Source organism: Bradyrhizobium sp. SZCCT0153, from assembly GCF_018129995.1.
In the GTDB taxonomy this organism is placed as follows: Bacteria; Pseudomonadota; Alphaproteobacteria; order Rhizobiales; family Xanthobacteraceae; genus Bradyrhizobium; species Bradyrhizobium japonicum_G.
Genome location: NZ_JAFCKS010000002.1, coordinates 609,170 through 634,126, shown reverse-complemented (window position 1 = coordinate 634,126; position 24,957 = coordinate 609,170). Strand labels below are relative to the sequence as shown.

The window sequence follows — 24,957 nt, the reverse complement described above, 5'->3', positions numbered from 1 at the left end:
TTCATGAAGGCTTATGTCTACGGCCCTGACGGCGCTGGGATTTCCGACGTCGCTCAACCAAAACCTAAAGGCGCCCAGGTGCTGGTCCGTGTCCGCGCCTGCGGGCTGAATCGCGCCGACACCGGCATGCGCAAGGGCCACGCCCACGGCGCGGCCGGCGGCGCCGGCACCGTGCTCGGCATGGAATGGGCCGGCGAGGTCGCCGAGCTCGGACCGGATGCGAAAGGCGTAAAGGTCGGCGACCGCATCATGGGCTCGGGCGGCGCGGCGTTCGCTGAATACACGCTGGCCGATCATGGCCGGCTGTTCCGCGCCCCGTCGAACATGAACTTCGAGGAGGCCGCCACCCTGCCCGTCGCGCTGGCGACCATGCACAACGCGGTCGTCACCGTCGGCGGCGTACAGCCCGGGCAGGCCGTGCTGATCCAGGGCGCGAGCTCCGGCGTCGGCCTGATGGCGATGCAGATTGCCAAGCTCAAGGGCGCCAGGCTCGTGATCGGCTCCTCGACCCATGCCTATCGCCGCGGCAGGCTGAAGGAGTATGGCGCCGACCTCGCCGTCGACTCCTCCGACCCCAAATGGGTCGACGAGGTGCTGAAGGCGACGGGCGGCGACGGCGTCGATCTCATCGTCGACCAGGTCTCGGGCAAGGTCGCGAGCCAGAACCTCGCCGCGACGAAGATCAAGGGCCGCATCGTCAATGTCGGCCGGCTCGGCGGCACCCATGCCGACTTCAATTTCGACCTGCACGCGGCGCGCCGCATCGACTATGTCGGCGTCACCTTCCGCACCCGCACCATCGAGGAGGTCCGCGAGATCTTCGAGGAGGTCAAGAAGGACATCTGGGGCGCGGTCGAGTCGCGAAAACTGCAGCTGCCGATCGACAAGGTCTACGCCTTCGCCGACATCGACAAGGCATTCGAGCACATGGAGGCGAACAAGCACCTCGGCAAGATCGTCGTGACGATGTGAGGAGCCGCGGGCGGCGGGTCGCCGCTCTCACCGCTTGTCATGGCCGGGCATGACGGTGCCAGAGCCCGCTTCTGCAAATCACTAGCGACTACTCCTGTGGATCATCGCTTGATGTTCACCTGTGGGCTGCTACATCCCGGCCATGACTTCCCAGCACAACAAAGCCTCGGTCGCCGCGATCTCGATCTTCGCCAGCGGCGGCATGGCGGCGGCCAAATTCGCGGTCGGCATCGCGATCGGCTCGCTCGCGCTGATCTCCGAGGCCCTGCACTCCTCGGTCGACCTGATCGCGACCATCATCACCTGGGCGGTGGTGCGGGTGTCGGACAAGCCGGCGGACGACGAGCACCATTACGGCCACGGCAAGCTGGAGAGCATCTCGGCGCTGGGCGTCACCGCCCTGCTCTACGTGCTCGCCGGCGGCATCCTGGTCGAATCCTACAGCCGCCTGCGCGAGGGAACCGTGCCGCCGACGATCTCGGCCGTGCCGTTCGTGGTGCTGGTGATCGACATCGTCGTCAATCTCTGGCGCGCCCGCGCCCTGCACCGTGCCGCGCGGGAGACCCGGAGCCAGGCGCTCGCCGCCGACGCGCTGCATTTCGCCTCCGACGTCATGGGCTCGTTCGCCGTGATCGTGGGCCTGATCCTCGCCGCCCTCGGCTTCTGGTGGGGCGACGCCGCTGCAGCGGCCGCGGTCGCCGTGATGATCGCCCTGCTCGGACTGCGCATGGCCGGCTCGACCGTGCAGACACTGCTCGATCGCGCCCCGGAGGGCGCGCAGGAGAAGGCCACCGCCGCGATCCGGGGCGTTGCAGGCGTGATCGACGTCGACCGGCTGCGCGTCCGCATGGTCGGAGCGACCACGTTCATCGACACCATCGCGAAGGTGCCGCGGACCTATCCGATCGACCGCGTCGAGGAGATCAAGCGCAAGGCCCAGGCGGCCGTCGACAAGGCATTCGGCGACGCCGATCTGACCTTCACCGCCGTCCCCGTCGCGCGCGACAACGAGACGGTGCGCGACCGGATCATGGTCATCGCGCACAATTCAGGGCTCGCCGTCCACCATGTCACGGTGCACGATCTCGGCGCCAAGCTGATCGTCGGCATCGATCTCGAGGTCGATGCCGCGATGCAGCTCGACGCCGCCCATGACGTCGCCAACACGCTGGAGCGCAACATCCAGGAGGAGTTCGGCCCCGACGTCGAGGTCGACGTCCACATCGAGCCATTGGAACCGGAACTGCCGTTCGGGGTCGATGCCGCGCCGGAACGTGTGCAGTCCATCGCCGCCGCCCTGACCGAATATGCCGCCGGCGGCGAGATCCACGACATCCACAATGTCCGTGTCCGCAACACCGACGCCGGCGAGATCGTCAACTTCCACTGCCGCGCCGAACCGTCGATGAGCGTGACCAAGGTGCACGATCATGTCGACGCGATCGAGCGCGCGCTGCGGCGCGCGTTCCCGAGCGTGAAGCGCGTCATCAGTCACGCCGAGCCGCCGCGCGCGTGACAGAGAACGTGCGCGGAGTCACACGTTCTCGTTTCGGACTCGCCTCGCACGTAAGTTTGCGGACGTGCGCCGCGCAAATTGTACGTTGGATAAGAATAAATTCGCGTTAACGATTCGTTGACTCTCGACAGCCCGCGAAAACTGGATTCAAATCGGGCATGATTCGGAAGCGATGTGGGGCTGCTTCCGAACTCAAGTTGCAAGCAGCTTTTCAGGGGGCCGAAGGCATGGCGCGTGCAGACGCCGCGAACGCGTGCGTCCAATCCGATTCGATCAAAGGATTGGCGCAATCGATCGCGAAACCTGCCTATCATCGGCTCCTGATCGCGGAGCCGGCGCTGCGGCGCGCCGTGCCGACTCTCATCATTGCGTTCCTGATCACGATCTGCCTCGGCGCCTTCGTGCAGGTCGTCGACCAGACGCGCCAGAAGCGCCTGGTGATCCGCCACGACATCTCGGCGCTCGCCGACCTGCTCGCCGAGCGCATCGACCGCCTCACCTCCGCGCGACAGGACCGGCTGAAGAACATCGAGAACCTGCCGACGCAGCTGCCCGATCTCATTCCGTCCTGGGGCACCGCCTCGGGCCGCCACGTCATCGTCACCTCGGCCGGAATCGACCGCCGCATCCTCGCCCGCATCCCGATCGACAGCGATCCGTCAGGCAACGACCACCTGCTCGATGCGATCACCACGGCTCAATTGCTCGCGGCGCCGCCGCGCGACGGCAACATCTCCGACATGACGCTGCCGAACGGCAACGCCGCCATGGCGACCTCGCAGCAGATCAAGTCGCTGCCCGGCTTCGTCACCGTGATCCAGGAGCGCAACGAGCCGATCTGGGGCTCGGACGCCGCGCTCTCGGTGACGCTGTCGGCGACCACCGGCTTCGTCGTCCTGATCCTCGGCTTCGCCTTCCACTGGCAGTCCACCCGCGCTCGCGAGGGCGACCTGATCAACGACGCCGTGCGCGGCCGGATCGACACCGCGCTCAACCGCGGCCGCTGCGGATTGTGGGACTGGGACCTGTCGCGCGGCCGGATCTTCTGGTCGCAGTCGATGTTTTCGATACTCGGTCTCGACGGCCGCAACGAGCTCCTCACCTTCGGCGAGGTCAACGCGCTGGTGAAGTCCGACGACATCGACCTGTTCGAGATCGCCGACCAGCTCATCTCCGAGAAGATCGACCACATCGACCAGACCTTCCGCATGCAGCATGTCGACGGCCACTGGATCTGGCTCCGCGTCCGCTGCGAGAAGACGAGCGGGGCGACCGATTCCAGCGTGCACCTGATCGGGATCGCCGTCGATATCACCGAGCAGAAGAGCCTCGCCGAGAAGACCGTGGAAGCCGATCTGCGCCTGCGCGACGCGATCGAGACCATTCCGGAAGCCTTCGTGCTGTGGGACGCGAGCGACCGCCTCGTGCTCTGCAACTCCCACTTCCAGCGCCTGCACAAGCTGCCCGACAGTGCCGTCATTCCCGGTACCTCCTACGAGACGGTGCTCGAGGTCGGCCGCATGCCGGAAGTGCGCACCCGCCACAACGAGACCGCGAGCCAGGGCCCGGGGGCGCGCACCTTCGAGGCGCAGCTCGACGACGGCAGCTGGCTGCACATCAGCGAGCGCCGGACCAAGGATGGCGGCTACGTCTCGGTCGGCACCGACATCACCCGGATCAAGGAGCACGAGCAGAAGCTGGTCGACAACGATCTGCGCTTGCGCGCCACCGTCATCGACCTGAAGCGCTCGCAGGCCGCCCTGGAGCGCCAGGCGGGCGAGCTCGCCGACCTCGCCGAGAAGTACCAGCGCGAGAAGACCCGCGCCGAGGAGGCCAACCAGACCAAGTCGAAGTTCCTCGCCAATATGAGCCACGAGTTGCGCACGCCGCTGAACGCGATCATCGGCTTCTCCGAGATCATGGGGTCGGGCATGTTCGGCGAGCTCGGCTCGGAGAAGTACCAGGAGTACTGCCACGACATCCTGACCAGCGGCCACTATCTGCTCGAAGTCATCAACGACATCCTCGACATGTCCAAGATCGAGGCCGGCCGCATGAAGCTCGACATGGAGGAGCTCGACCTGGCGCAGACGCTCGCGGAATCCATGCGGGTCGTCACCGGCCGGGCGCAGGACAAGCACCTGACGCTCGACGCCGATATCGCAAAATCCATCTGCGTCGTCGCCGATCGCCGCGCCACCAAGCAGATCATCGTCAACCTGCTCTCCAACGCCGTGAAGTTCACGCCCGACGGCGGACGCATCGTCGTGCGCAGCCGGCAGCTCGACGACAGGATCGTGCTGATGATCGCCGATACCGGCATCGGCATCGCGCCGCATTCGCTGGCGCGGCTTGGCCGCCCGTTCGAGCAGGTCGAGAGCCAGCTCACCAAGACCTATCACGGCTCGGGTCTGGGGCTTGCGATCGCGCGCTCGCTGGCGCAACTCCATGGCGGCTCGATGCGGCTGCGCTCAAAGCTCGAAGTCGGCACCGTCGTGCGCGTGACCCTGCCGCGCGACGCGATCAAGGCGGCGTCCGGGATATCGGCTGCGGCCTGACGCTATGACTGCAGCGACGGCGCGACTTCCCGCGCCACATTGACCAACGCCGCGATCAGCGGCGTCATCGGATCGCGCTGCGGGATCACCATACCGATGCTGTAATTGACATCGGGATCGGTGATCGGGATCGAGCGCACCGTGTCGGACAGGCCGAGCGTCTCGGCGAGCTTGGCCGGCATCACGCTCGCCCACCGCCCCGTCTTCACATGCGTGAACAACACGAGCAGCGAGTTCGAGGTCAGCGTCGGCGTCGCCTCAGCGCCGACCGAGCGCAGCGCACGGTCGATGATGCGGCGGTTCTGCATGTCGGGCGTAAGCAGGCACAGCGGCACCTGCCCGACCTCCTTCCACGTCACCGTCTCGCGATCGCCGAACATGCCGTCCGGCGCGGTCAGCAGGCGATAGCTCTCGTTGTAGAGCGGAATGGTGCGAACCTTGCCGATCGGCTCGTTCTCGATATAGGTCAGCCCCGCATCGACCTCGAGATTTTCGAGCAGCCCCAACACCTCGGACGAGGTGGTGGACTGGATGCGGAAGCGCACCTCGGGATGCCTGGCGCGAAACGGCGTGGTCAGCGCGGCGACCATGCCGAGCACGGTCGGGATCGCCGCAATGCGGATCTCGCCGGAGAGCTTGTGCTTCAGCCCGTTGATCTCATCGCGCATCGCACGGGCATCGCCCACGATCCGCCGCGCCCAGTCCAGCGCCCGCTCGCCTTCCGGCGTAAAACCCTGGAAGCGGGACCCGCGCTGGACCAGCATCACGCCGAGGATCTCCTCGAGTTGCTTGAGCCCGGTCGACATCGTCGGCTGCGTCACGCCGCAGGCCTCCGCCGCGCGTCCGAAATGCCGCTCCTTCGCCAGCGCCAGCAGCAGTTCAAGCTTGTCGAGCAACCGGTCGTCCCCTCGGATTGTGTCGTGGCATGCAAGCTAGCATGCCCACCCGTTCCCAACACGTAAAAACCACCCGGCGGAATGGCTTTAATCGCAATTTCAGATCGACCGATCGCACTCGTCAATCGATCAGAATTCGCAATCGCAGCATGAGACAGCTTTATTGATCTTCGAATGATTCCAAATAGTTTGCGAGGCAGAAACGCTCCGGTTGAGAACGAAGAATGACAGCGGCTTACGAACCTTGGGACGAAACGCGCGGTGCCGAGATCATCGCCGAGCATGCCAGGCAAGAGGGCGCGACGCTCGTCATCCTGCATGCCCTTCAAGAGGCGTTCGGCTACGTGCCGGAGGCGGCCATTCCCATGGTGGCGCAGGCGCTCAATCTGTCGCGCGCCGAAGTGCATGGCGTGTTCACGTTCTATCATGATTTCCGCCACAAGCCGGCCGGCCGACACGTTCTGAAACTGTGCCGCGCGGAGGCTTGTCAGGCGGCGGGCGGCGATGCGCTGGCGGCGCGAGCCGAGGCCAAGCTCGGCGTTTCGCTAGGCAGCACCACGGCCGACGATCGCGTCACGCTGGAGCCGATCTACTGCCTTGGCCTGTGCGCGACCGCGCCGTCCGCGATGCTCGACGGCCGGCTCATCGGCAGGCTCGATGAAACGCGTATCGATGCACTCGTCGCGGAGGCGCAGCGATGAACATGCGTCTATACGTCTCACGCGATGCCGGTGCGGTCGCCGTCGGCGCCGACGAGGTTGCGCTGGCACTTGAACAGGCTGCGGCCAAGCGCGGCGTTGCGGTCGAGATCGTCAGGACCGGCTCGCGCGGCCTGTACTGGCTGGAGCCGCTGATCGAGGTCGCGACGCCGCAGGGCCGGATCGCCTTTGGCCCGGTCACCGAGGCCGATGTCCCCTCCCTGCTCGACGCGCTCGCCAGCAACACGCCGCACCTGCTGCGGCTCGGCGCGACCGACGAGATCCCATGGCTCAAGCGCCAGACCCGTCTCACCTTCGCCCGCTGCGGCGTCATCGACCCGCGCTCGCTCGACGACTACCGCGCCCATGGCGGCTACAAGGGGCTGGAGCGCGCGCTCTCGCTCGGCTCCGATGCGATCCTTGCCGAGGTCACCGCATCCGGCCTGCGCGGCCGCGGCGGCGCGGGCTTCCCGACCGGCATCAAGTGGAAGACGGTTGCCCAGACCAAGGCCGACCGCAAATTCATCGTCTGTAACGCCGACGAAGGCGATAGCGGCACCTTCGCCGACCGCATGATCATGGAGGGCGACCCGTTCCTGGTGATCGAGGGCATGACCACAGCCGGCATCACCGTCGGCGCCACCAAGGGTTACATCTACATCCGCAGCGAATATCCGCACGCGGTCGAAGCGATGAATGCCGCCATCATGGCAGCGAGGCGCGGCGGCTATCTCGGCGACAAGATCGGCGGGTCCACATACAGCTTCGATCTCGAGGTGCGCGTCGGCGCCGGCGCCTACGTCTGCGGCGAAGAGACCTCGCTGCTGGAGAGCCTCGAAGGCCGCCGCGGCCTCGTGCGTGCCAAGCCGCCGCTGCCGGCGCATCACGGCCTGTTCGGCAAGCCGACCGTCATCAACAATGTGCTGTCGTTCGCGGCCATCCCCTTCATCCTCGCCGAGGGTGCGAAAGCCTATGCCGATTTCGGCATGGGCCGCTCGCGCGGCACGATGCCGATCCAGCTCGCCGGCAATATCCGCCATGGCGGCCTGTTCGAAACGGCGTTCGGCGTAACGCTCGGCGAGCTCGTCGACGACATCGGCGGCGGCACGTTCACCGGCCGCCCGGTGCGTGCCGTGCAGGTCGGTGGTCCGCTCGGAGCCTATTTCCCGCGCGCGCTATTCGACACGCCGTTCGACTACGAGGCCTTTACCGCGCGCGACGGCCTGATCGGCCATGGCGGCATCGTCGTGTTCGACGACAGCGTCGACATGCGCAGGCAGGCGCGCTTCGCGATGGAGTTCTGCGCCATCGAATCCTGCGGCAAGTGCACGCCTTGCCGCATCGGCTCGACCCGCGGCGTCGAAACCATCGAGAAGATCATGCGCGGCGAGCGCGTCAGCGAAAACCTCGCGCTCGTCGAAGACCTCTGCAACACCATGAAATTCGGCTCGCTCTGCGCGCTCGGCGGCTTCACGCCCTACCCCGTGCTCAGCGCATTGAAGCACTTCCGGGAGGACTTCGTCCCGGCGCCGACCACGCTTCAGGCCGCTGAATAGGAGAACGACAATGTCTCTGATCGAAGAAATCGACTTCGGCACGCCGCGCTCGAAATCGGAAACGATGGTGACGCTGACCATCGACGGCAACGAGGTCACCGTGCCCGAGGGCACCTCGATCATGCGGGCTGCCATGGACGCCGGCCACCAGATCCCAAAACTCTGCGCGACCGACATGGTCGATGCGTTCGGCTCGTGCCGCCTTTGCGTGGTCGAGATCGAGGGCCGTGCCGGCACCCCGGCCTCCTGCACCACGCCGGTCATGTCCGGCCTGGTCGTGCACACCCAGAGCGAACGGCTGAAGAAGCTGCGCAAGGGCGTGATGGAGCTCTACATCTCCGACCATCCGCTCGACTGCCTCACCTGCGGCGCCAACGGCGATTGCGAGTTGCAGGACATGGCCGGCGCGGTGGGCCTGCGCGACGTGCGCTACGGCTATGAAGGTGAGAACCACGTCTTCGCGAAGTCCAACGGCGAGGTCAACGCCGCCTGGATGCCGAAGGACGAGTCGAATCCCTACTTCACCTACGATCCTTCCAAGTGCATCGTCTGTTCGCGCTGCGTCCGCGCCTGCGAGGAGGTCCAAGGCACCTTCGCCCTGACCATCTCGGGCCGTGGCTTCGACAGCCGCGTCTCGCCGGGAATGAGCGAAAGCTTCCTCGGCTCCGAATGCGTCTCCTGCGGCGCCTGCGTGCAGGCCTGCCCGACCGCGACGCTGACCGAGAAGTCCGTGATCGAGATCGGCCAGCCCGAGCACTCCGTCGTCACCACCTGCGCCTATTGCGGCGTCGGCTGCACGTTCAAGGCCGAGATGCGCGGCGAGGAAGTGGTTCGCATGGTGCCGTACAAGGACGGCAAGGCCAATCGGGGCCATTCCTGCGTCAAGGGCCGCTTCGCCTGGGGTTACACCAATCACAAGGAACGCATCCTCAAGCCGATGATCCGCGAGCGGATCGAGGATCCCTGGCGCGAAGTGCCGTGGGACGAGGCGTTCTCCTTTGCCGCAGCGAAGATGCGGGGCATCCAGACGAAGTACGGTCGCGACGCCATCGGCGGCATCACCTCGTCCCGCTGCACCAATGAAGAAACCTATCTGGTGCAGAAGCTGATCCGCGCCGGCTTCGGCAACAACAATGTCGATACCTGCGCGCGCGTCTGCCACTCTCCAACCGGTTATGGTCTTTCTGTGACGTTCGGCACGTCGGCCGGCACACAGGACTTCGACTCGGTCGAGCATACCGACGTCGCCGTGATCATCGGTGCCAATCCGGCCTCGGCTCACCCGGTCTTCGCCTCGCGCCTGAAAAAGCGGCTACGCCAGGGCGCCAAGCTGATCGTGATTGATCCGCGCCGCACCGAGATGGTGGAATCGCCGCATGTGAAGGCGCTGCACTTGCCCCTGATGCCCGGCACCAACGTCGCCGTCGTGACGGCGCTGGCGCATGTCATCGTCACCGAAGGGCTCGTCAACGAAGCGTTCGTGCGCGAACGCTGCGACTGGACCGAGTTCGAGGAATGGGCGGCGTTCGTGGCCCAGCCGAACAACAGCCCGGAAGCAACCGCCATCCTGACTGGCGTCGACCCGCACGATCTGCGCGAAGCGGCCCGCATCTACGCCACCGGCGGCAATGGCGCCATTTACTACGGCCTCGGCGTCACCGAGCACAGCCAGGGCTCGACCACCGTGATCGCGATCGCCAACCTCGCGATGGCAACAGGCAATATCGGCCGTCCCGGCGTCGGCGTGAACCCTCTGCGCGGCCAGAACAACGTGCAGGGCTCCTGCGACATGGGCTCGTTCCCGCACGAGCTGCCGGGCTATCGCCACATCTCAGGCGACGCCGTGCGCGACCAATTCGAGGCGCTTTGGAACGTCAAGCTCAACCCGGAGCCGGGCCTGCGCATTCCCAACATGTTCGATGCCGCGATCGAAGGCACGTTCATGGGCATCTACGTGCAGGGCGAGGATATCCTGCAATCCGACCCCAACACCAAGCATGTGGTGGCGGCGTTGTCGGCGATGGAATGCGTGATCGTTCACGATCTCTTCCTGAACGAGACCGCGAACTACGCTCACGTCTTCCTGCCCGGTTCGAGTTTCCTCGAGAAGGACGGCACCTTCACAAATGCCGAGCGCCGCGTCCAGCGCGTGCGCAAGGTGATGACGCCGAAGAACGGCATGGCCGATTGGGAGGTCACCATCGCCCTTGCCAAGGCCATGGGCTTCGAGATGAACTACAGTCACCCGTCCGAGATCATGGACGAGATCGCGGCGCTGACGCCGACCTTCGCCGGCGTCTCCTACGCCAAGCTCGACGAGCTCGGCTCGGTGCAGTGGCCCTGCAACGAGAAGGCGCCGGAGGGTACGCCGGTGATGCATATCGACGGCTTCGTCCGCGGCAAGGGCAAGTTCATCGTCACCGAATATGTCGCGACCGACGAGCGCACCGGCCCGCGCTTCCCGCTGTTGCTCACCACGGGGCGCATCCTCAGCCAGTACAATGTCGGCGCGCAGACGCGGCGCACCGAGAACGTGATCTGGCATGCCGAGGACCGGCTCGAGATCCATCCGCACGACGCCGAGCAGCGCGGCGTGCGCGACGGCGACTGGGTGCGGCTGAAGAGTCGCGCCGGCGAGACGACGCTGCGTGCGGAGATCACCGACCGTGTCGCGCCGGGCGTCGTCTACACCACCTTCCATCACCCGGACACGCAGGCCAACGTCATCACGACCGAGTATTCGGACTGGGCGACCAACTGCCCCGAATACAAGGTCACGGCGGTGCAGATCTCGCCGTCGAACGGACCGTCCGACTGGCAGAAGGCCTATGATGAGCAGGCGCGGCACTCCCGTCGCATCGCACCGGCAGAAGCTGCGGAGTAGCGGCATGCACGTGCCGGTCCAGGCCATCGACCGCGAAATCTGGCGCGACGGTGCTGCGTCCGAAGGCACGCGGCTGATCCCCGAAGAGACGCCGCTGGCGCTGACCTACAATGGCGGCACCTACGCCGTCATGATGGGAACGCCGCAGAACCTGGAAGACTTCGCCGTCGGCTTCAGCCTGGACGAAGGCATCATCAGATCGGTCGACGACATCAAGTCGCTCGAAGTGGTCCGCCTCGACGATGGCATCGAGCTGCGTATGTGGCTGGCGCCGGAAGATGCCGCACGCATCAGCCAGCGCCGCCGCCACATCGCCGGCCCGACCGGCTGCGGTCTCTGCGGCATCGATTCGATTGCCGAGGCCGTGCGGCCTGCGGCCGTCGTGCCGCAGGGACAGACGTTTACGCCCGAGCAGATCATGGCGGCGGTGCAGGCCATCGCGCCGCTGCAATCGATCAATTTGCAAACCCGCGCCGTTCACGCCGCCGCGTTCTGGTCACCCGCCGGCGGTATCGTCGCGCTGCGCGAGGATGTCGGCCGCCACAACGCGCTCGACAAGCTCGCCGGTTCGCTGGCGCGCAGCCGCACGGCTGCAAGCGGCGGCATGGTGCTGCTGACGAGCCGGGTCTCGGTCGAGATGGTGCAGAAGACCGCCGCCATCGGCGTGCCGGTGATGGTCGCCGTCTCCGCACCGACCGCGCTGGCCGTGCGCACGGCGGAGGCCGCCGGCATCACGTTGATAGCCATTGCCCGCCAGGACGGGTTCGAAGTGTTTTCGCATGGCGGCCGGGTTGTCGCCCGTCATGCCACGGAGATTGCCGATGTCGCCTGACCGTTTGATCTACATGGCCAACCAGATCGGCACGTTCTTCCGCAGCCAGGGTCACGACAAGGCCGTGCCGGGAATCGCCGAGCACATCAGGAAGTTCTGGGATCCCCGGATGAAGCGCGCGATCTTCGCCCATCTCGATGCCGGCGGCGCGGGCCTGGAGCCGAACGTGCGCGAGGCGCTTACCTCGCTGAAGAAGGCGACGTCGTTTCCAGCAGCGCCGTGAACACGCGCCGCACCTCGCCCTGCGTCTCCTTCACACGCGCTTCCAGCGACGAGAAATCCGGCGCATCGCCGGCGCGCGCCATCACACGCAGAAGATCGGTGCCGGCGGTCTCGGGCTTGAAGCGGTCGCTGACGCAAAGCCGCAGGATCTGCGTCAGGTCGTGATAGAGCCGCGCCGCGGCACGCAATATCTCGGTTTCCGATTGCGCCATCACGCCAAGCCTTGATGCATTTTCCAGCACCTGCATCGTACTGACGTCGAGGATGTCCGGCTTGTCGTGAGCGTGCACGAGCTGGAGATATTGCGCGATGAAGTCGATGTCGACCATGCCGCCGGCGGCATACTTGAGATCCCAGCAATCGGCCTCGCCCTTCTCCTGGGCGATCGCGCGCCGCATGTCGGCGACATCGTTGGCCGTGATTGCGGGGTCGCGGCGCCGGGTCAGGACATCCCGGATGACGCGTTCGATCCGTTCCCCGAATTCGGGCGATGCCGACACCACGCGTGCGCGCGTCAATGCCATGTGCTCCCAGGTCCAGGCCTCATTGGTCTGGTAGTCCGCGAACGAAACCAGGCTCGAAGCCACGGGGCCGGCGCGCCCCGAGGGGCGCAGGCGCATGTCGATCTCGTAGAGCACGCCGTAATTGGTGCGCGTCGTGAACGCGCTGATCAGGCGCTGGGTGAAGCGAGCGAAATAATGCGCACCTTGCAGTGACTTCGCACCGTCGGAGTCGGGATCGTCGCGGTCGAAATCGTAGAGCAGGATCAGGTCGAGATCGGACGACGCCGTCATCTCGCGGCTGCCGAGCCGGCCCATCGCGATGATCGCGGTCTCCTGCCCCTTGATGCGGCCGTGCTGCGCGGCGAAGCGGTCGGCGACGAGGCCATGCACCGTATGGACGATGCCTTCGGCGACGTCGGCGAAGGCCGTGCTCGCCTGCGGCGCCGAGACCGTGCCTGAGAGGATGCGCGTGCCGATCAGGAACAGACTCTCCTGCCCGAACAGGCGCAGGCGATCGAGGAACTCTTCGTAGGAGCCGGCGTCCTGCACGGTCGTCGCGAGCCGCCCCGACAATTCCTGCCGGTCGGGCATGGCGCCGAAGAAGCGCGGATCGATCAGGCCGTCCATGAGCTGCGGCTGCCGCGCCAGCATCTCGCCGAGCCGCGGCGCCGCGCCGAGCACCAGGGCCACGAGCGCGACGAGATCGCGGTTCTGGCCGAGCAGCGTGATCAGCCGGCCGCCACGCTGGAGCGCTCCGAGGAAATGATCGAACGCCACGACCGCGCGATCCGGCTCCTCGGCATGGGCGAGACCGTCGATCAGCGCCGGCACAAATTCGACGAAGGCGCTGCGCGTCGCCTCGACGCGGAACACGCGATAGTCGCCGGTGATCCAGTCGCGCACGGTCTGCGCCACCGCGGCAGGCTTCTTGAAGCCGAGCGTCGTCAAATATTGCAGCAGGCGCGGATCTTCGGGACCCGCCCCGTAGTCGAGCGCCGGCAGCTTGGCCGTGCCGGTCGGATCGTCGCCCTCGAACAGTTTTTCATAGTGGCCTTGGACGATCTCGAGCTGACGCAGGAGATCGCGGGCAAAGGCCTCGCGATCCGAATAGCCGAAGAACAGGGCGAAGCGCTCGACCGCCCCCTTGTCCTCGGGCAGCGTGTGGGTCTGCTCGTCGGCGATCATCTGGAGGCGATGCTCGACCCGGCGCAGGAATTCGTACGCCTTGGTCAGTTCGTCGCGCGCCGCGAAGGTGATCCAGCTGCTGGAAGCGAGAATGTCGAGCGCGGCGAGCGTTGGCCGCACCCGCAATTCCGGATGGCGGCCGCCGGCGATCAACTGCTGGGTCTGGGCAAAGAACTCGATCTCGCGGATGCCGCCACGGCCGACCTTGACGTTATGGCCCTCGACCGCGACGTCGCTCTGGCCGCGATAGGTCTGCATCTGCCGCTTCATGTCGTGGACGTCGGCCAGCGCCGCGAAGTCGAGATGCTTGCGCCAGACGAAAGGCGCGATCTCGGCGAGCAGTGCTTCGCCCGCTTTGGGATCGCCGGCGCAGGCACGCGCCTTGATCATCGCGGCGCGCTCCCAGGTGCGCCCCTCCCGCTCGTAATAGTTCAGCGCGGCGTCACGCGAAATCGCCACCTGCGTCGAGGACGGATCGGGACGCAGCCGCAGATCGACGCGGAAGACGTAGCCGTCATAGGTGCGCTGCTGGAGGATGCGCGCCATCCCTTGCGTCACCCTCACGAAGAATGGCTGGGGTTCGATATCGGGCGCGAGCGTCGTGTTGTCGGGATCGAAGAACACGATGAGATCGATGTCGCTGGAATAGTTCAGCTCGGCCGCCCCCATCTTGCCCATCGCAAGCACGATCAGCCCGCAGCCCTCCTCAGGGGTCTCGGGATTGGGCGGCGAGAGCTTGCCGCGTGCGGCTTCCTGCCGCAGCAAATATTGAAGCGCCGCCTGCACCGAGGACACCGCGACATCGGTGAGCGCCGCGGTCACCCGCATCACCGGCCAGACCCCGCCGATGTCGCACAGCGCGGTCAGCAGCGCGGCCTCCGCCTTCATGCGGCGAAGCAGCCGCATCACCTCGGTTTCGTCGGACGCGGCGAGCACCGCGCCCCTCGCCTCCCCGATCAGCGTGGCGAGATACGCATCCGGATCGCATTCGAGAAGCCGGATCAGGCGCAAGGAATCGGCGCGCATCAGATCGAACAGATAGGGCGAGAATTCCGCGATGCCGGCCAGGATGTCCCGTGCGAAGGGATGAGCCAGCAGCGCTTCAAGACGGGCCGATTGTGCCGGCTCGAGCTCGGCCAGCCAGTCCTTAAAACGTCGTTCGTCGTTCGTGGAAGCGGCAATATGGGGAGCTTCCGCGAAGCGCGCGGCCAGGCTCTCACCATGCTTGTCCGCGTTTCCCGGCGCGGAGTGGTTCATGCCACCTTCTGTGGCACATCCAGCATTGGCGGAGCAACCCTGTCGCCGGCCCCCGCGCGCACCGGCAGGACCAGGGTGGCGATAAGACCCGGCTGGGCGTCGCCCAACCTCAACTCACCGCCATGCAATGTCGCGACTGCCGAAGCGAGACTGAGGCCGAGGCCGGACCCAGGCAGGGTGCGGCTCGCTTCCAGCCGAACGAATCGTTCCACGGCATGCTTGCGGTCGCTCTCGGGGATGCCGGGACCGTGATCGGTGACGCTGAGGAGCACCTGATCGCCGTCGCGCCTGGCCTCGATCGTGATCTGCCTGCTATCCATGCTGACCACGGTTCCCGCCGTCTGCGCGACCGGCTTGCCGTATTTGATCGCATTCTCGACCAGATTGGCGAGCGCCTGGCTGATCAGTTCGCGGTTGGCGTGAACCGGTGTCGGCTCGGCCTTGACCTTCAACGTCATGCCGTCGTCCTCGGCGAGCGGCTCGTAGAGCTCGTGGATGCCACCTGCGACCTCGGCCGCGTCGAAATCATCCATGTTGCCGCGCGCCTGTCCGGACTCGGCGCGCGCGATCATCAGCAGCGCGTTGAAGGTACGGATCAGGCCGTCGGATTCCTCGATCGTCCGCTCCAGCGCGGCGCGGTAATCGGCTTCGCTGCCCGATTTCGCCAGCGCCTCCTCGGCCCGGTTGCGCAGGCGCGTCAGCGGCGTCTTGAGGTCGTGGGCGATGTTGTCGGAGACCTCCTTCAACCCCGCCATCAGCGCCTCGATCCGCTCCAGCATGGCATTGAGGTTTTCGGCGAGGCGGTCGAGCTCGTCACCGCTACGCCCCACGGGAAGACGCCCGCTGAGATCGCCGGTCATGATGCGCTGCGCGGTGCCGGTCATGGCGTCGATGCGCCGGAGCACACGACGCGCGACGAAGATGCCGCCGCCGAGGCCGAGCACGACGACGATCAGGATCGACCATTGCGCCGCCTTGGCGACGATGCCGAACAGGCGACGCCGCTCGGCGAGGTCGCGGCCGATCAGAAGCCGGAAGCCGTTTTCCAATTCGGTGACACGCACCAGCGCACGATGGTCGCGGTCGTCGGCGTCCTCGATCCGCCGGTAGGCGGTCTCCGACCAGCCGCGCGTCGCCATCACGCCCGGCGCCAGCGAGCCGACATTGCCGGCAACCGCCTGGCCGGTCGGCGTGGTCACGAGGTAGAGATTGGCGCCCGGCCGCAGTGCCCGATATTCGATCGCGCGTACGAGGCCGACCAGACCGCGGCGGCCGTAGATCTCGTTGATCTCCGAGGTCTCGGCATTGACCGTCTGCGTGATCTCTTCGGTGATCAGCCGCCGCGTATTCCAGGCGAAATAGCCCAGCAGCGAAGCCGCGAAGATCCCGAACAGGAACAGGTAGACCAGCGTCAGCCGGAACGCCGTGGTGCGGACGAGTTTACCGAATGCCGTCACGGATCATGTACCCGGCGCCGCGGATCGTGTGCAGCAGTGGCCGCTCGAAGCCCTTGTCGATCTTGGAGCGCAGCCGCGAAATGTGCACGTCGATCACGTTGGTCTGCGGATCGAAATGATAGTCCCAGACGTTCTCCAGCAGCATGGTGCGGGTCACAACCTGGCCCGCATGCTTCATGAGGTATTCGAGCAGGCGGAATTCGCGCGGCTGAAGCGTCAGCTCGTCCTTGCCGCGGGCGACGCGGTGGGACAGACGGTCGAGCTCGAGATCGCCGACGCGATAAAGGGTGTCCTCGGCCGGGCCGCCGCGGCGGCGCGACAGCACCTCGACGCGGGCCAGCAGCTCGGCAAAGGAATAGGGCTTTGGCAGATAGTCGTCGCCGCCGGCGCGCAGGCCCTTGATGCGGTCGTCGACCTGGCCGAGCGCCGAGAGAATCAGCACCGGCGTCGAATCGTCCTTGTCGCGCAGCGCGCCGATCAGCGACAGGCCGTCGCGCTTGGGCAGCATGCGGTCGACCACCAGGACGTCGTAATCGCCGTTCTCGGCCATGGCGAGACCTTCCTCGCCGTCGGCGGCGTGGTCGGCAATGTGCCCGACCTCGCGAAACGCCTTCACGAGGTAGTCGGCGGATTCGCGGTCGTCTTCGATAATGAGGAGGCGCATCGTGCGTTCGGCGACGGTCAAGGGAGTGAACCTTCTCTAAACATGGCGCGAGCGGCAATCGCATGCAAGCCGAGCGGAACGATCTCGGATCGAGAAAAAAGGCGGGCGGTGAAGCTGGGGGGACCTCACCGCCCTAGGCCTTCCGACGGAGGGGGGCGTAATTCCACCGGAAGGTAGACAGGGGAAGCAGTCGTTGCGCTGCTTCCCCGAAGGGCGCCGTCGGCGGGGGCGACTGATGCCGGCCGACACCCTTCATCTCGCAAGCCTCCTGAGGCCTAGCCCTTGGCGATGGGCACGGCGACGAAGCGCGACTGGCCGCCGCTCTTCACGCGCATCAGGACGCTGTTCTTGTTGTCGGTCCGCGCCGTATTGATGGCGTCGCGGACTTCGCCGGCGCTGCTCACGCTCTTGCCGCCGACTTCGAGAATCACGTCGCCCTCCTTGAAGCCGCGTTCGGCCGCGGCGCTCTTCGGATCGACTTCGGTGACGACGACGCCGTCCTTGCCGGCGCCGGCCACGGAATTGGCGGGGGCAACCGTCATGCCGAGCCTGGGCACGTCGGTGCCCTTGCTCGCACCCTTGCCGCCGTCATTGTCGGTGTCGGCCTTGGCCTCGATCGTGTTCGGCAGCTGGCCGAGGGTGAGGTTCACGACCTTGTCCTGGCCCTTGTGCAGTACGTTGAGCTTCACGGTCGCGCCGGGCGCCAGACCGCCGATGGTGCGGGCGAGTTCGCGAGCGTCCTTGACCGATTCGCCGTTGACCGACGTGATCACGTCACCGGACTCGATGCCGGCCTTGGCAGCCGGACCATTCGCCTGCGGCTCAGCGACCAGCGCTCCTTCGGCCTTCTTCATGCCGAGGCTGTCGGCGATGTCCGACGTCACCGGCTGAATCTGCACGCCGATCCAGCCACGGCTGACCGAGCCCTTGTCCTTGAGCTGCGCCACCACGCTCTTCACGGTGCTGGCGGGAATCGAGAACGCGATGCCGACGCTGCCGCCGGAGGGCGAGTAGATCGCGGTATTGACGCCCATCACCTCACCGTTGGTGTCGAAAGCCGGACCGCCGGAATTACCCTTGTTCACGGGCGCGTCGATCTGGATGAAATCGTCATACGGGCCGTTGCCGATGTCGCGGCCGCTGGCCGAAACGATGCCGGCCGTCACGGTGCCGCCGAGGCCGAACGGATTGCCGACCGCGAGCACCCAGTCGCCGATCCGGGGCTTGCCGTCGGCAAGCTTGGCGAACGGGAAGTTCGTGCTGCCCTCGACCTTGATCAAGGCGAGGTCGGTGCGCTGGTCCGTGCCGATCACCTTGGCGGAGTAGGTCTTGCCGTCGTCGGTGGTGACCTCGACCTTGTCGGCGCCGTCGACCACGTGGTTGTTGGTCACGGCAAAGCCGTCAGCCGAGATGAAGAAGCCGGAACCCTGGCCCTGCACGACGCGGCCGCGGCCGCCACCGCCCTTCAGGCCCGGGACGCCATCCGGACCGCCGAAGCGGCGGAAGAAGCGCTCCATCGGCGAGCCCGGCTGGAACGGCGAGGAAGAATCGTCGCCGTCATCGTTGCTTACGGTCTTTTGCTTGATATTGACCTTCACGGAGATCACCGAAGGCTTCACGCGCTCGACAATATCGGCGAAGCCGATCGGACGCTCGACCTTCCGGACCTCGTTGTTGACCTGCGCATGCGCCGGGCTGGAGAACAGGTCGCTCGGGGAGGTCGACGGGCTGAAGCCGTGGACGGCGATCCCGAGACCGGCGATGACCGAAGCCATCAGCGCGATCCTGCGAGCCGAGAAAACCGACCGGCGCGGCTGCCGGTAGGACGGAAGGTTCCTAAGGTCGATACGATCGGTCATGCAGGGATCTCCAGGGCCTTGAATTCCTTTTGGTGCCGGCTGCCAGCACCTTGCGGACCTGAAGATGGGGGCTCCCGCCTTACCGCGCGCTGGCGGGGGGGTTAAACTTTCGTAATGAACGGGAGGCGCGGATGCGGCAGTTTATCGCAGGCCGAAAATCGTGGTATTACAGCAACTTAATCAAGTTCCCGTAACGGCGAGCAGGCCTCCCGTTAAGGGGGCGCTCAGCTTGCCCTGACGCTGACGATGAACTCGTCGACTTCGCGCTTCAAGGTCTCGGCCTGCCGCGACAGGTCAACCGCGGAGTCCCGCGCCTCGGCGGCCATGCGGCCGGTCTCGGCGGAGGTCGAGGTGATCTGGACGATGTGATTGGAGACGTCGAGCGTGCCGCCGGCGGCGTCCCGGGCGCTGCGCGTGATCTCCTGCGTGGCGTTGCGCTGCTGAGCGGTGTCGACCTCGATGCCGGACATGATGGACGAAATCTCCGACAACGTCTTGGAGATGCCGTCGATCGCGCCGCGCGTCTCCGCTGTGATGCCCTGGATGCTGGCGACGTGGGCGGTGATCTCCTCCGTCGCCTTGCTGGTTTGGTGCGCCAGATTCTTCACCTCGGAGGCGACCACGGCAAAGCCCTTGCCGGCCTCGCCTGCCCGCGCCGCCTCGATGGTGGCGTTGAGCGCCAGCAGGTTGGTCTGCGAGGCGACCGCCTGCACCAGTTGCACGACCTCGCCGATCTTGTCGGCGGCGTCCGACAGGGTGTGGATGGTATCGCGGCTCTTCTCGGCCTGCGTCGCTGCGCCCTCGGCGCGCTGGGTCGCGTCCGTGACGCGGCGGCTGATCGTTCCGATCGAATTCGTCATCGCCTCGGCCGAGCCCGCCACCGTCTGCACGCTGGCGCTGGCCTGGCTAGCCGCGCTCGCAACCGCATTGGCCTTGGTGCTGGTGTCGTTGGCGGTCTGCGACAGCGTCTCGGCATTGCTCGTCAAATGCACGGCCGATGACGCCACGCTGTCGACGACGCTGGCGACCAGCTCGTTGAAGCGCTTGATCCGCGCGTCCAGGAATTTCGATCGCTCGGCCTGGTGCTGCGCTTCATGCAGCTGCTGCTCGGTGAGGCGCCGCCGCTCCAGGCCATTGGTCTTGAACACCTCCAATGCGCCGGCGAGCAGGCCGATCTCGTTGGTGCCGCCGAGCCCCGGAACCGATGTCTCGAACTTCTGGTCGGCGACCTCCCGCATGGCATGCACGATCGCCGCCAAGGGACTGAGGATGCCGTTGCGAACGACAAACCAGGTGGCGAGACAGATCGCGCCGGCGACAACCACGATCACGCCGCAGGCGACGAGAAAATAGGAGAACGCTGTCTGCGCCTGCTGATAGATCTGCATCGCGTGGTCGCGCGCAGGCCCGCTCAGTGCGGCGAAGTCCGATGACAGGCTGGTGATCTCGTTGTTGAGATAGAGCACCGCGACGAAGCCGGTGCCGCCGCCGATGCCGAGCAGGAACAATAATGCAGCGACGACGGCGCCGACCAGAAAGCGGATCGTCAGATTGCTGTTCGTGAACATCGTTGAGGACTCAAGGTCTGGAATCAAATGACGCGACAAGCTTCCAGACAAAGGTCAACAGAGCATGAAACATGCAGCGCCAGACGGCCTACGTATCATTACGTAGCGCTATGACGACCTTGGTTCTTCCGACATCAGTGCAGCGAGCCGCGCTTCCTCGTCGGGCGTAAGCGGCGGAGCTGGTACATCTGCACCGCTTCGCGAACGCCGACGGATTTGCAGCCACAGCGCCAGCCCGCCGCCGATCAGCAACAGCGGCGCGAGCAGCCACAGCAAGATGGTCTGCCGCTCCAAGCGAGGCTTGAGCAGCACGAACTCGCCATAGCGTGCGACCAGGAAGTCGAGCACCTGAGAATTGCTGTCGCCGGCTGCGATGCGCTCGCGTACCAGCAGCCGCAGATCGCGCGCGAGCGGCGCATCGGAATCGTCGATCGACTGGTTCTGACAGACCATGCAGCGCAGCTCGCGCGACAAATCGCGTGCGCGCGACTCCCTGGCGGGGTCCGACATGATCTCGTCGGGCTGCACGGCGTGCGCCGCGGGCAAGGCCAGCAGCGCGAGCGCGACGATCGTGGCCATCATCCGGCGCATCGGGTCACTCCGCCGGCTGCAGGCGCTGCTTGGCCCGCGCCGGTTTCGGCGCGCCGACCCGCAGGCGCCGGTCGGACAGCGACAGCATGCCGCCGAACGCCATCAGCACCGGTCCCCACCAGATCAGCAGCACCAGCGGCTTGTGATAGATGCGCACGGCGATGGCGCCCTCGGCGGTCGCATCGCCCAGCGAGATGTAGAGCTGGCTTGCGCCGCGCGTCAGCAGCGCGGCCTCGGTCGTCGACGAGCCGCGGGTGGTAAAGCTGCGCTTGGACGGCGTCATGACGCTGAGCGTCTCGCCCTCGTGGCTGACGTTGAACTCGGCGATCATCTCGCGAAAGTTCGGGCCCTGGCGCTGGAACAGGCCGTCCAGCTTCACGTCATAACCGGCGACATGAGCGACGTCGTTCTGCTTCATGGTCGCGATGTATTCGCTGTTCCAGGTGGTCTCGCAGACGATTCCGATCAGCGCGACGCCGAGCCCCGCATGCGCAAACACACTCCCCCATGCCGAGCGCGGCAGGCCGCGGGCGCGGTGCAGCGTCGTTGCGAAGGGCAGGCGAAACAGGCCGGTGCGTTCGGCCAGATCGGTCATGGCACCGGCGATGACGAAGACGCCAAGCCCGATCGCCAATGGCGCCAGTGCGCTGCCGCCGCGCGTCCATGCCCAGACGATGGCGATCACAACGAGCCCGGCAACGCCTGCCGCGAGCAGGCGCTGGGTCACGCCGAGCAGATCGCCGCGTTTCCACGCCAGCATCGGCCCGAACGGCACGGCGAGCAGCAGCAGCGTGAACAGCGGAGCGAAGGTAAGGTTGTAGAACGGCGCGCCGACCGACATCTTGAAGTCGGCGAGCAACTCCATCGCCAGCGGATAGAGCGTGCCGAACAGCACCACCGCGCAGGCGACCGTGAGCAGCAGGTTGTTCAGCACCAGCGCGCCCTCGCGCGAGATCGGCGCGAACAGGCCACCCTGCTTCAACGACCCGGCGCGGCCCGCGAAAAGCGACAGGCTGCCGCCGATGAACAGGCAGAGGATCAGGAGAATGAACACGCCGCGGGTGGGATCGGTGGCGAAGGCGTGCACGGAGGTGATGACGCCCGAGCGCACCAGGAAGGTGCCGAGCAGCGACAGCGAGAAGGTCAGGATCGACAGCAGGATGGTCCAGACCTTCAGCGCGTTGCGCTTCTCCATCACCAGCGCCGAATGCAGCAGCGCGGTGCCGGCGAGCCACGGCATCAGCGAGGCGTTCTCGACCGGATCCCAGAACCACCAGCCGCCCCAGCCGAGCTCGTAATAGGCCCAGTAGGAGCCCATGGCGATGCCGAGCGTCAGGAATATCCAGGCGACCAGCGTCCACGGCCGCACCCAGCGTGCCCAGGCCGCGTCGATCCGCCCCTCCATCAGCGCTGCGATCGCGAAGGAGAACGAGATCGAGAAGCCGACATAGCCGAGATAGAGCATCGGTGGATGCACGGCGAGGCCGATGTCCTGGAGCACGGGATTGAGATCGCGCCCTTCGATCGGCGGGTTGGCGATGCGCAGGAACGGGTTCGAGGTCACCAGGATGAAGAGGTAGAAGGCGCTGGCGATCCAGGCCTGCACGGCAAGCACATGCGCGCGCAGCGACAGCGGCAGATTGTTGCCCAAGGCCGCGACCAGTCCGCCGAACAGCGCGAGGATCGACACCCACAGCAGCATCGAGCCTTCATGGTTTCCCCACACGCCGGTGATCTTGTAGAGCAGCGGCTTCATGGAGTGGGAATTCTCGTAGACGTTGGCGACCGAGAAATCCGAAACCACGTGCAGCGTCACGAGCGCGATGAACGACGCACCGACGAACAGAAGCTGCGCCAGCGCAGTGGAGCGCGCCACATTCATCAGCGCGTCATCGCGCAGGCGCGCGCCGATCAGCGGCACGATGGACTGGATCAGCGCCAGACCGAGCGCCAGCACGAGCGCGTAATGTCCCGTTTCCGCGATCATTGCACTGCTCCCTGCGGATTGCCCTGCGCGGTCGTTGCCGCAGGCTTGCCGCGATCGGAAACCTTGCCATAATCGTCCTTCCAGTGCCCCTGCTTCTTCAGGGCATCGGCGACATCCTTGGGCATGTAGGTCTCATCGTGCTTGGCGAGCACTGTGTCGGCCTTGAACACGCCATTGGCGTCGAGCACGCCTTCGGCGACGACGCCCTGCCCTTCGCGGAACAGATCGGGCAAAATGCCCTTGTAGGCGACCGGAAGCTTTGCGCCGCCGTCGGCGACCTCGAACGTCACCGCGAGATTGTCGCCGCGCTGGAGCGAGCCGGGCTGCACCAGACCGCCGAGACGAAACCGCTTGCCCGGCGCAACGTGCTTCTCGGCGACCATGGTCGGCGTCGAGAAGAACACGATGGAGTCGCGCAGTGCGTTGAGCACCAGCGCGGCTGCGAGCGCGAGCACGGCGAGCGAGCCGCCGATAATGGTCATACGTCGCTGCTTGCGCGTCATGGCATATCCGTTCTTCGCTCGTCTCGTCGCAAATTCGTCATCCGTCGAGCCCGAGAGTCTTGAGGCCTTCGTTGAGCTGGCGCAGCCGCGCGGCATCGCTGGCGACCGCCTGGCGGGCATCGGCCGATGCCCCCACAGCCTTGTCACGGTCGCCCATCACGAGATAGGCGCGCACCAGGCGCAGCCAACCCTCGACGTCGTCGCCGTTCTGCTTGAGGCGCGTGGCGAGCCGTTCGACCATGCCGCGGACCATCGCGTTGCGGTCACCCTCGTTCATGTCCTTGGACGCGGCGATGGTCTCGTCCGACAGCGCCGGCACCGTGCCGCCGCCACCGACCCGCGCCAGCGAGGACTGCACCAGGGGACGCCACGGCGCATCCGCGGGTGCCTTGGCGAGCAGCGCGCGCCAGATATTGGCCGCCTCGTCCTTGTGGCCGTCCTGCTCGGCGGCAAGACCGAGGAAGTAGTTCGCCTTGGGATCGTCGGCGTTGATCGCGCGCGCGCGCTCGAATTCGATCTTGGCCTCGGCAGTCACGACGCCGCCAGCGGCGGCGGAGACCGCTTCGCCGAGATCGGAGCGGCGCTCTGCGCTCTCCCCGTTGTAGGTGAGCGAGTTGCGATAGGCGCGCACCGCCTCGTCGAAGCGGCCGAGCCGCTGCAGCACGGGCGCGAGCACGTTCCAGCCGCGCCCATCGGTCGGATTCTTTTCCAGATGTTGCTCGACCTGCACGACGAGATTCTCGAGCGTCATGCCGGAGCCTGACCCGCGCGCCCGTTGCGCCAGAGGAAAGTCCTCAAGCCTGGGCGAGCCGAGCGGCATGTAGACGCCGATCGTGACCAGCGGCAGGCCGACGAGCGCCAGCACGGCCGCCGCGCGGCGCCATTTGAGGCTGGATTTCGGCGCCGCTGCGGGCTCGCTGTCGGCCGCGGCGAGCAACCGGCGGCTGATCTCGACGCGGGCGGCCTCGGCCTCGGGCGCTGCGATCAGGCCGGCGGCAAGATCACGTTCGATTTCGGTCAGCTGGTCCTTGTAGACCGCGACCTCGCTGCCCTGATTTTGCGCGCGCCCGCTACGGCCGAGCGGCAGGAGCACGGCGAGAATCGCCGCGACCGTCATCAGCGCGAACACGAACCATAACGTCATCTGGCAAACTTCCGGCGGCGCGCGAGCCGCGCCCATAGGTGCGTTTACACCACGGCCGGACAATGCGGCAATTGACAATTGTCAATCGGCGCGACCGCGCACAAT

The 24,957-nt window shown here is 66.2% G+C and carries 18 protein-coding genes; 8 read left to right on the top strand and 10 right to left on the bottom strand.

The features are described 5' to 3' along the window. The first annotated feature begins 3 nt into the window (after positions 1 to 3). From JQ572_RS10710 to JQ572_RS10700, 3 genes are all read left to right on the top strand, one after another. Positions 4 to 972 (top strand): quinone oxidoreductase family protein, encoded by a 969-nt coding sequence (locus JQ572_RS10710; protein WP_211382968.1) that lies wholly within the window; start codon positions 4 to 6, stop codon positions 970 to 972. A 142-nt stretch (positions 973 to 1,114) separates the two neighbouring features. Then, positions 1,115 to 2,488 (top strand): cation-efflux pump, encoded by a 1,374-nt coding sequence (locus tag JQ572_RS10705; protein ID WP_211382967.1) that lies wholly within the window; start codon positions 1,115 to 1,117, stop codon positions 2,486 to 2,488. 227 nt (positions 2,489 to 2,715) lie between these two features. Continuing rightward, positions 2,716 to 5,046, top strand: coding sequence for a PAS domain-containing sensor histidine kinase (locus tag JQ572_RS10700; protein WP_211382966.1), 2,331 nt, complete (start codon positions 2,716 to 2,718; stop codon positions 5,044 to 5,046). A 2-nt stretch (positions 5,047 to 5,048) separates the two neighbouring features. Here JQ572_RS10700 and JQ572_RS10695 read toward each other — a convergent pair whose 3' ends face one another. Further along, positions 5,049 to 5,942 carry a LysR family transcriptional regulator gene (locus tag JQ572_RS10695; protein ID WP_211382965.1) on the bottom strand — a complete coding sequence of 298 codons (894 nt, stop codon included), beginning with the start codon at positions 5,940 to 5,942 and terminating at the stop codon, positions 5,049 to 5,051. Positions 5,943 to 6,166: 224 nt separating this feature from the next. On the opposite strand from JQ572_RS10695, the gene JQ572_RS10690 reads away from it, so the two are divergent. Genes JQ572_RS10690 through JQ572_RS10670 form a run of 5 tightly spaced genes read left to right on the top strand, consistent with a single transcriptional unit; the run spans position 6,167 to position 12,135 of the window. Next, complete coding sequence (locus JQ572_RS10690; RefSeq protein ID WP_211382964.1) at positions 6,167 to 6,643, top strand: formate dehydrogenase subunit gamma; 477 nt, start codon at positions 6,167 to 6,169, stop codon at positions 6,641 to 6,643. After that, positions 6,640 to 8,196 (top strand): formate dehydrogenase beta subunit, encoded by a 1,557-nt coding sequence (locus JQ572_RS10685; protein ID WP_211382963.1) that lies wholly within the window; start codon positions 6,640 to 6,642, stop codon positions 8,194 to 8,196. The genes JQ572_RS10690 and JQ572_RS10685 overlap by 4 nt, the downstream gene beginning before the upstream one ends. A gap of 10 nt (positions 8,197 to 8,206) precedes the next feature. Further along, positions 8,207 to 11,080 carry a formate dehydrogenase subunit alpha gene (gene fdhF, locus JQ572_RS10680; protein WP_211382962.1) on the top strand — a complete coding sequence of 958 codons (2,874 nt, stop codon included), beginning with the start codon at positions 8,207 to 8,209 and terminating at the stop codon, positions 11,078 to 11,080. A 4-nt stretch (positions 11,081 to 11,084) separates the two neighbouring features. Next, positions 11,085 to 11,912: a formate dehydrogenase accessory sulfurtransferase FdhD gene (gene fdhD, locus JQ572_RS10675; RefSeq protein ID WP_211382961.1), complete on the top strand. Its 828-nt coding sequence runs from the start codon at positions 11,085 to 11,087 to the stop codon at positions 11,910 to 11,912. Continuing rightward, the gene (locus JQ572_RS10670) at positions 11,902 to 12,135 is read left to right on the top strand and encodes a formate dehydrogenase subunit delta (protein WP_211382960.1); all 234 of its coding nucleotides are present in this window, start codon (positions 11,902 to 11,904) and stop codon (positions 12,133 to 12,135) included. The genes fdhD and JQ572_RS10670 overlap by 11 nt, the downstream gene beginning before the upstream one ends. Here the strand turns inward: JQ572_RS10670 and JQ572_RS10665 are convergent. The 9 genes from JQ572_RS10665 to ccmI all read right to left on the bottom strand — a co-directional run bounded on the left by JQ572_RS10665 (position 12,092) and on the right by ccmI (position 24,852). Further along, the gene (locus JQ572_RS10665; RefSeq protein ID WP_211382959.1) at positions 12,092 to 15,079 is read right to left on the bottom strand and encodes a bifunctional [glutamine synthetase] adenylyltransferase/[glutamine synthetase]-adenylyl-L-tyrosine phosphorylase; all 2,988 of its coding nucleotides are present in this window, start codon (positions 15,077 to 15,079) and stop codon (positions 12,092 to 12,094) included. The two genes, JQ572_RS10670 and JQ572_RS10665, sit on opposite strands and share 44 nt — an antisense overlap. After that, positions 15,076 to 16,536 carry a sensor histidine kinase gene (locus JQ572_RS10660; RefSeq protein WP_211382958.1) on the bottom strand — a complete coding sequence of 487 codons (1,461 nt, stop codon included), beginning with the start codon at positions 16,534 to 16,536 and terminating at the stop codon, positions 15,076 to 15,078. The genes JQ572_RS10665 and JQ572_RS10660 overlap by 4 nt, the downstream gene beginning before the upstream one ends. After that, positions 16,520 to 17,200, bottom strand: coding sequence for a response regulator transcription factor (locus JQ572_RS10655; protein WP_038944287.1), 681 nt, complete (start codon positions 17,198 to 17,200; stop codon positions 16,520 to 16,522). Before JQ572_RS10655 ends, JQ572_RS10660 begins: the two co-directional genes overlap by 17 nt. Positions 17,201 to 17,475: 275 nt before the next feature. After that, complete coding sequence (locus tag JQ572_RS10650; RefSeq protein ID WP_211382957.1) at positions 17,476 to 19,059, bottom strand: Do family serine endopeptidase; 1,584 nt, start codon at positions 19,057 to 19,059, stop codon at positions 17,476 to 17,478. Positions 19,060 to 19,283: 224 nt separating this feature from the next. Beyond that, positions 19,284 to 20,627: a methyl-accepting chemotaxis protein gene (locus tag JQ572_RS10645; protein ID WP_211382956.1), complete on the bottom strand. Its 1,344-nt coding sequence runs from the start codon at positions 20,625 to 20,627 to the stop codon at positions 19,284 to 19,286. A gap of 108 nt (positions 20,628 to 20,735) precedes the next feature. Then, entirely contained in the window at positions 20,736 to 21,218 is a 483-nt protein-coding gene (locus JQ572_RS10640; RefSeq protein WP_211382955.1) for a cytochrome c-type biogenesis protein, read from the bottom strand. Between the two features lie 4 nt (positions 21,219 to 21,222). Further along, positions 21,223 to 23,205: a heme lyase CcmF/NrfE family subunit gene (locus JQ572_RS10635; protein WP_211382954.1), complete on the bottom strand. Its 1,983-nt coding sequence runs from the start codon at positions 23,203 to 23,205 to the stop codon at positions 21,223 to 21,225. After that, a complete protein-coding gene (gene ccmE, locus JQ572_RS10630; RefSeq protein WP_211382953.1) occupies positions 23,202 to 23,708 on the bottom strand; it encodes a cytochrome c maturation protein CcmE in 507 nt (168 codons plus the stop codon). Before ccmE ends, JQ572_RS10635 begins: the two co-directional genes overlap by 4 nt. Before the next feature lie 37 nt (positions 23,709 to 23,745). Then, complete coding sequence (gene ccmI / locus JQ572_RS10625) at positions 23,746 to 24,852, bottom strand: c-type cytochrome biogenesis protein CcmI (protein WP_211382952.1); 1,107 nt, start codon at positions 24,850 to 24,852, stop codon at positions 23,746 to 23,748. Positions 24,853 to 24,957 lie beyond the last annotated feature (105 nt).

Excerpts from the sequence above, each read along its gene's own strand:
- JQ572_RS10685 (WP_211382963.1), top strand. The coding sequence starts at position 6,640 with ATGAACATGCGTCTATACGTCTCACGCGATGCCGGTGCGGTCGCCGTC.
- fdhF (WP_211382962.1), top strand. The coding sequence starts at position 8,207 with ATGTCTCTGATCGAAGAAATCGACTTCGGCACGCCGCGCTCGAAATCG.
- JQ572_RS10655 (WP_038944287.1), bottom strand. The coding sequence starts at position 17,200 with ATGCGCCTCCTCATTATCGAAGACGACCGCGAATCCGCCGACTACCTC.
- JQ572_RS10705 (WP_211382967.1), top strand. The coding sequence starts at position 1,115 with ATGACTTCCCAGCACAACAAAGCCTCGGTCGCCGCGATCTCGATCTTC.
- JQ572_RS10710 (WP_211382968.1), top strand. The coding sequence starts at position 4 with ATGAAGGCTTATGTCTACGGCCCTGACGGCGCTGGGATTTCCGACGTC.
- JQ572_RS10640 (WP_211382955.1), bottom strand. The coding sequence starts at position 21,218 with ATGCGCCGGATGATGGCCACGATCGTCGCGCTCGCGCTGCTGGCCTTG.
- JQ572_RS10650 (WP_211382957.1), bottom strand. The coding sequence starts at position 19,059 with ATGACCGATCGTATCGACCTTAGGAACCTTCCGTCCTACCGGCAGCCG.
- JQ572_RS10700 (WP_211382966.1), top strand. The coding sequence starts at position 2,716 with ATGGCGCGTGCAGACGCCGCGAACGCGTGCGTCCAATCCGATTCGATC.
- ccmI (WP_211382952.1), bottom strand. The coding sequence starts at position 24,852 with ATGACGTTATGGTTCGTGTTCGCGCTGATGACGGTCGCGGCGATTCTC.
- JQ572_RS10645 (WP_211382956.1), bottom strand. The coding sequence starts at position 20,627 with ATGTTCACGAACAGCAATCTGACGATCCGCTTTCTGGTCGGCGCCGTC.
- fdhD (WP_211382961.1), top strand. The coding sequence starts at position 11,085 with ATGCACGTGCCGGTCCAGGCCATCGACCGCGAAATCTGGCGCGACGGT.
- ccmE (WP_211382953.1), bottom strand. The coding sequence starts at position 23,708 with ATGACGCGCAAGCAGCGACGTATGACCATTATCGGCGGCTCGCTCGCC.
- JQ572_RS10635 (WP_211382954.1), bottom strand. The coding sequence starts at position 23,205 with ATGATCGCGGAAACGGGACATTACGCGCTCGTGCTGGCGCTCGGTCTG.
- JQ572_RS10665 (WP_211382959.1), bottom strand. The coding sequence starts at position 15,079 with ATGAACCACTCCGCGCCGGGAAACGCGGACAAGCATGGTGAGAGCCTG.
- JQ572_RS10670 (WP_211382960.1), top strand. The coding sequence starts at position 11,902 with ATGTCGCCTGACCGTTTGATCTACATGGCCAACCAGATCGGCACGTTC.
- JQ572_RS10690 (WP_211382964.1), top strand. The coding sequence starts at position 6,167 with ATGACAGCGGCTTACGAACCTTGGGACGAAACGCGCGGTGCCGAGATC.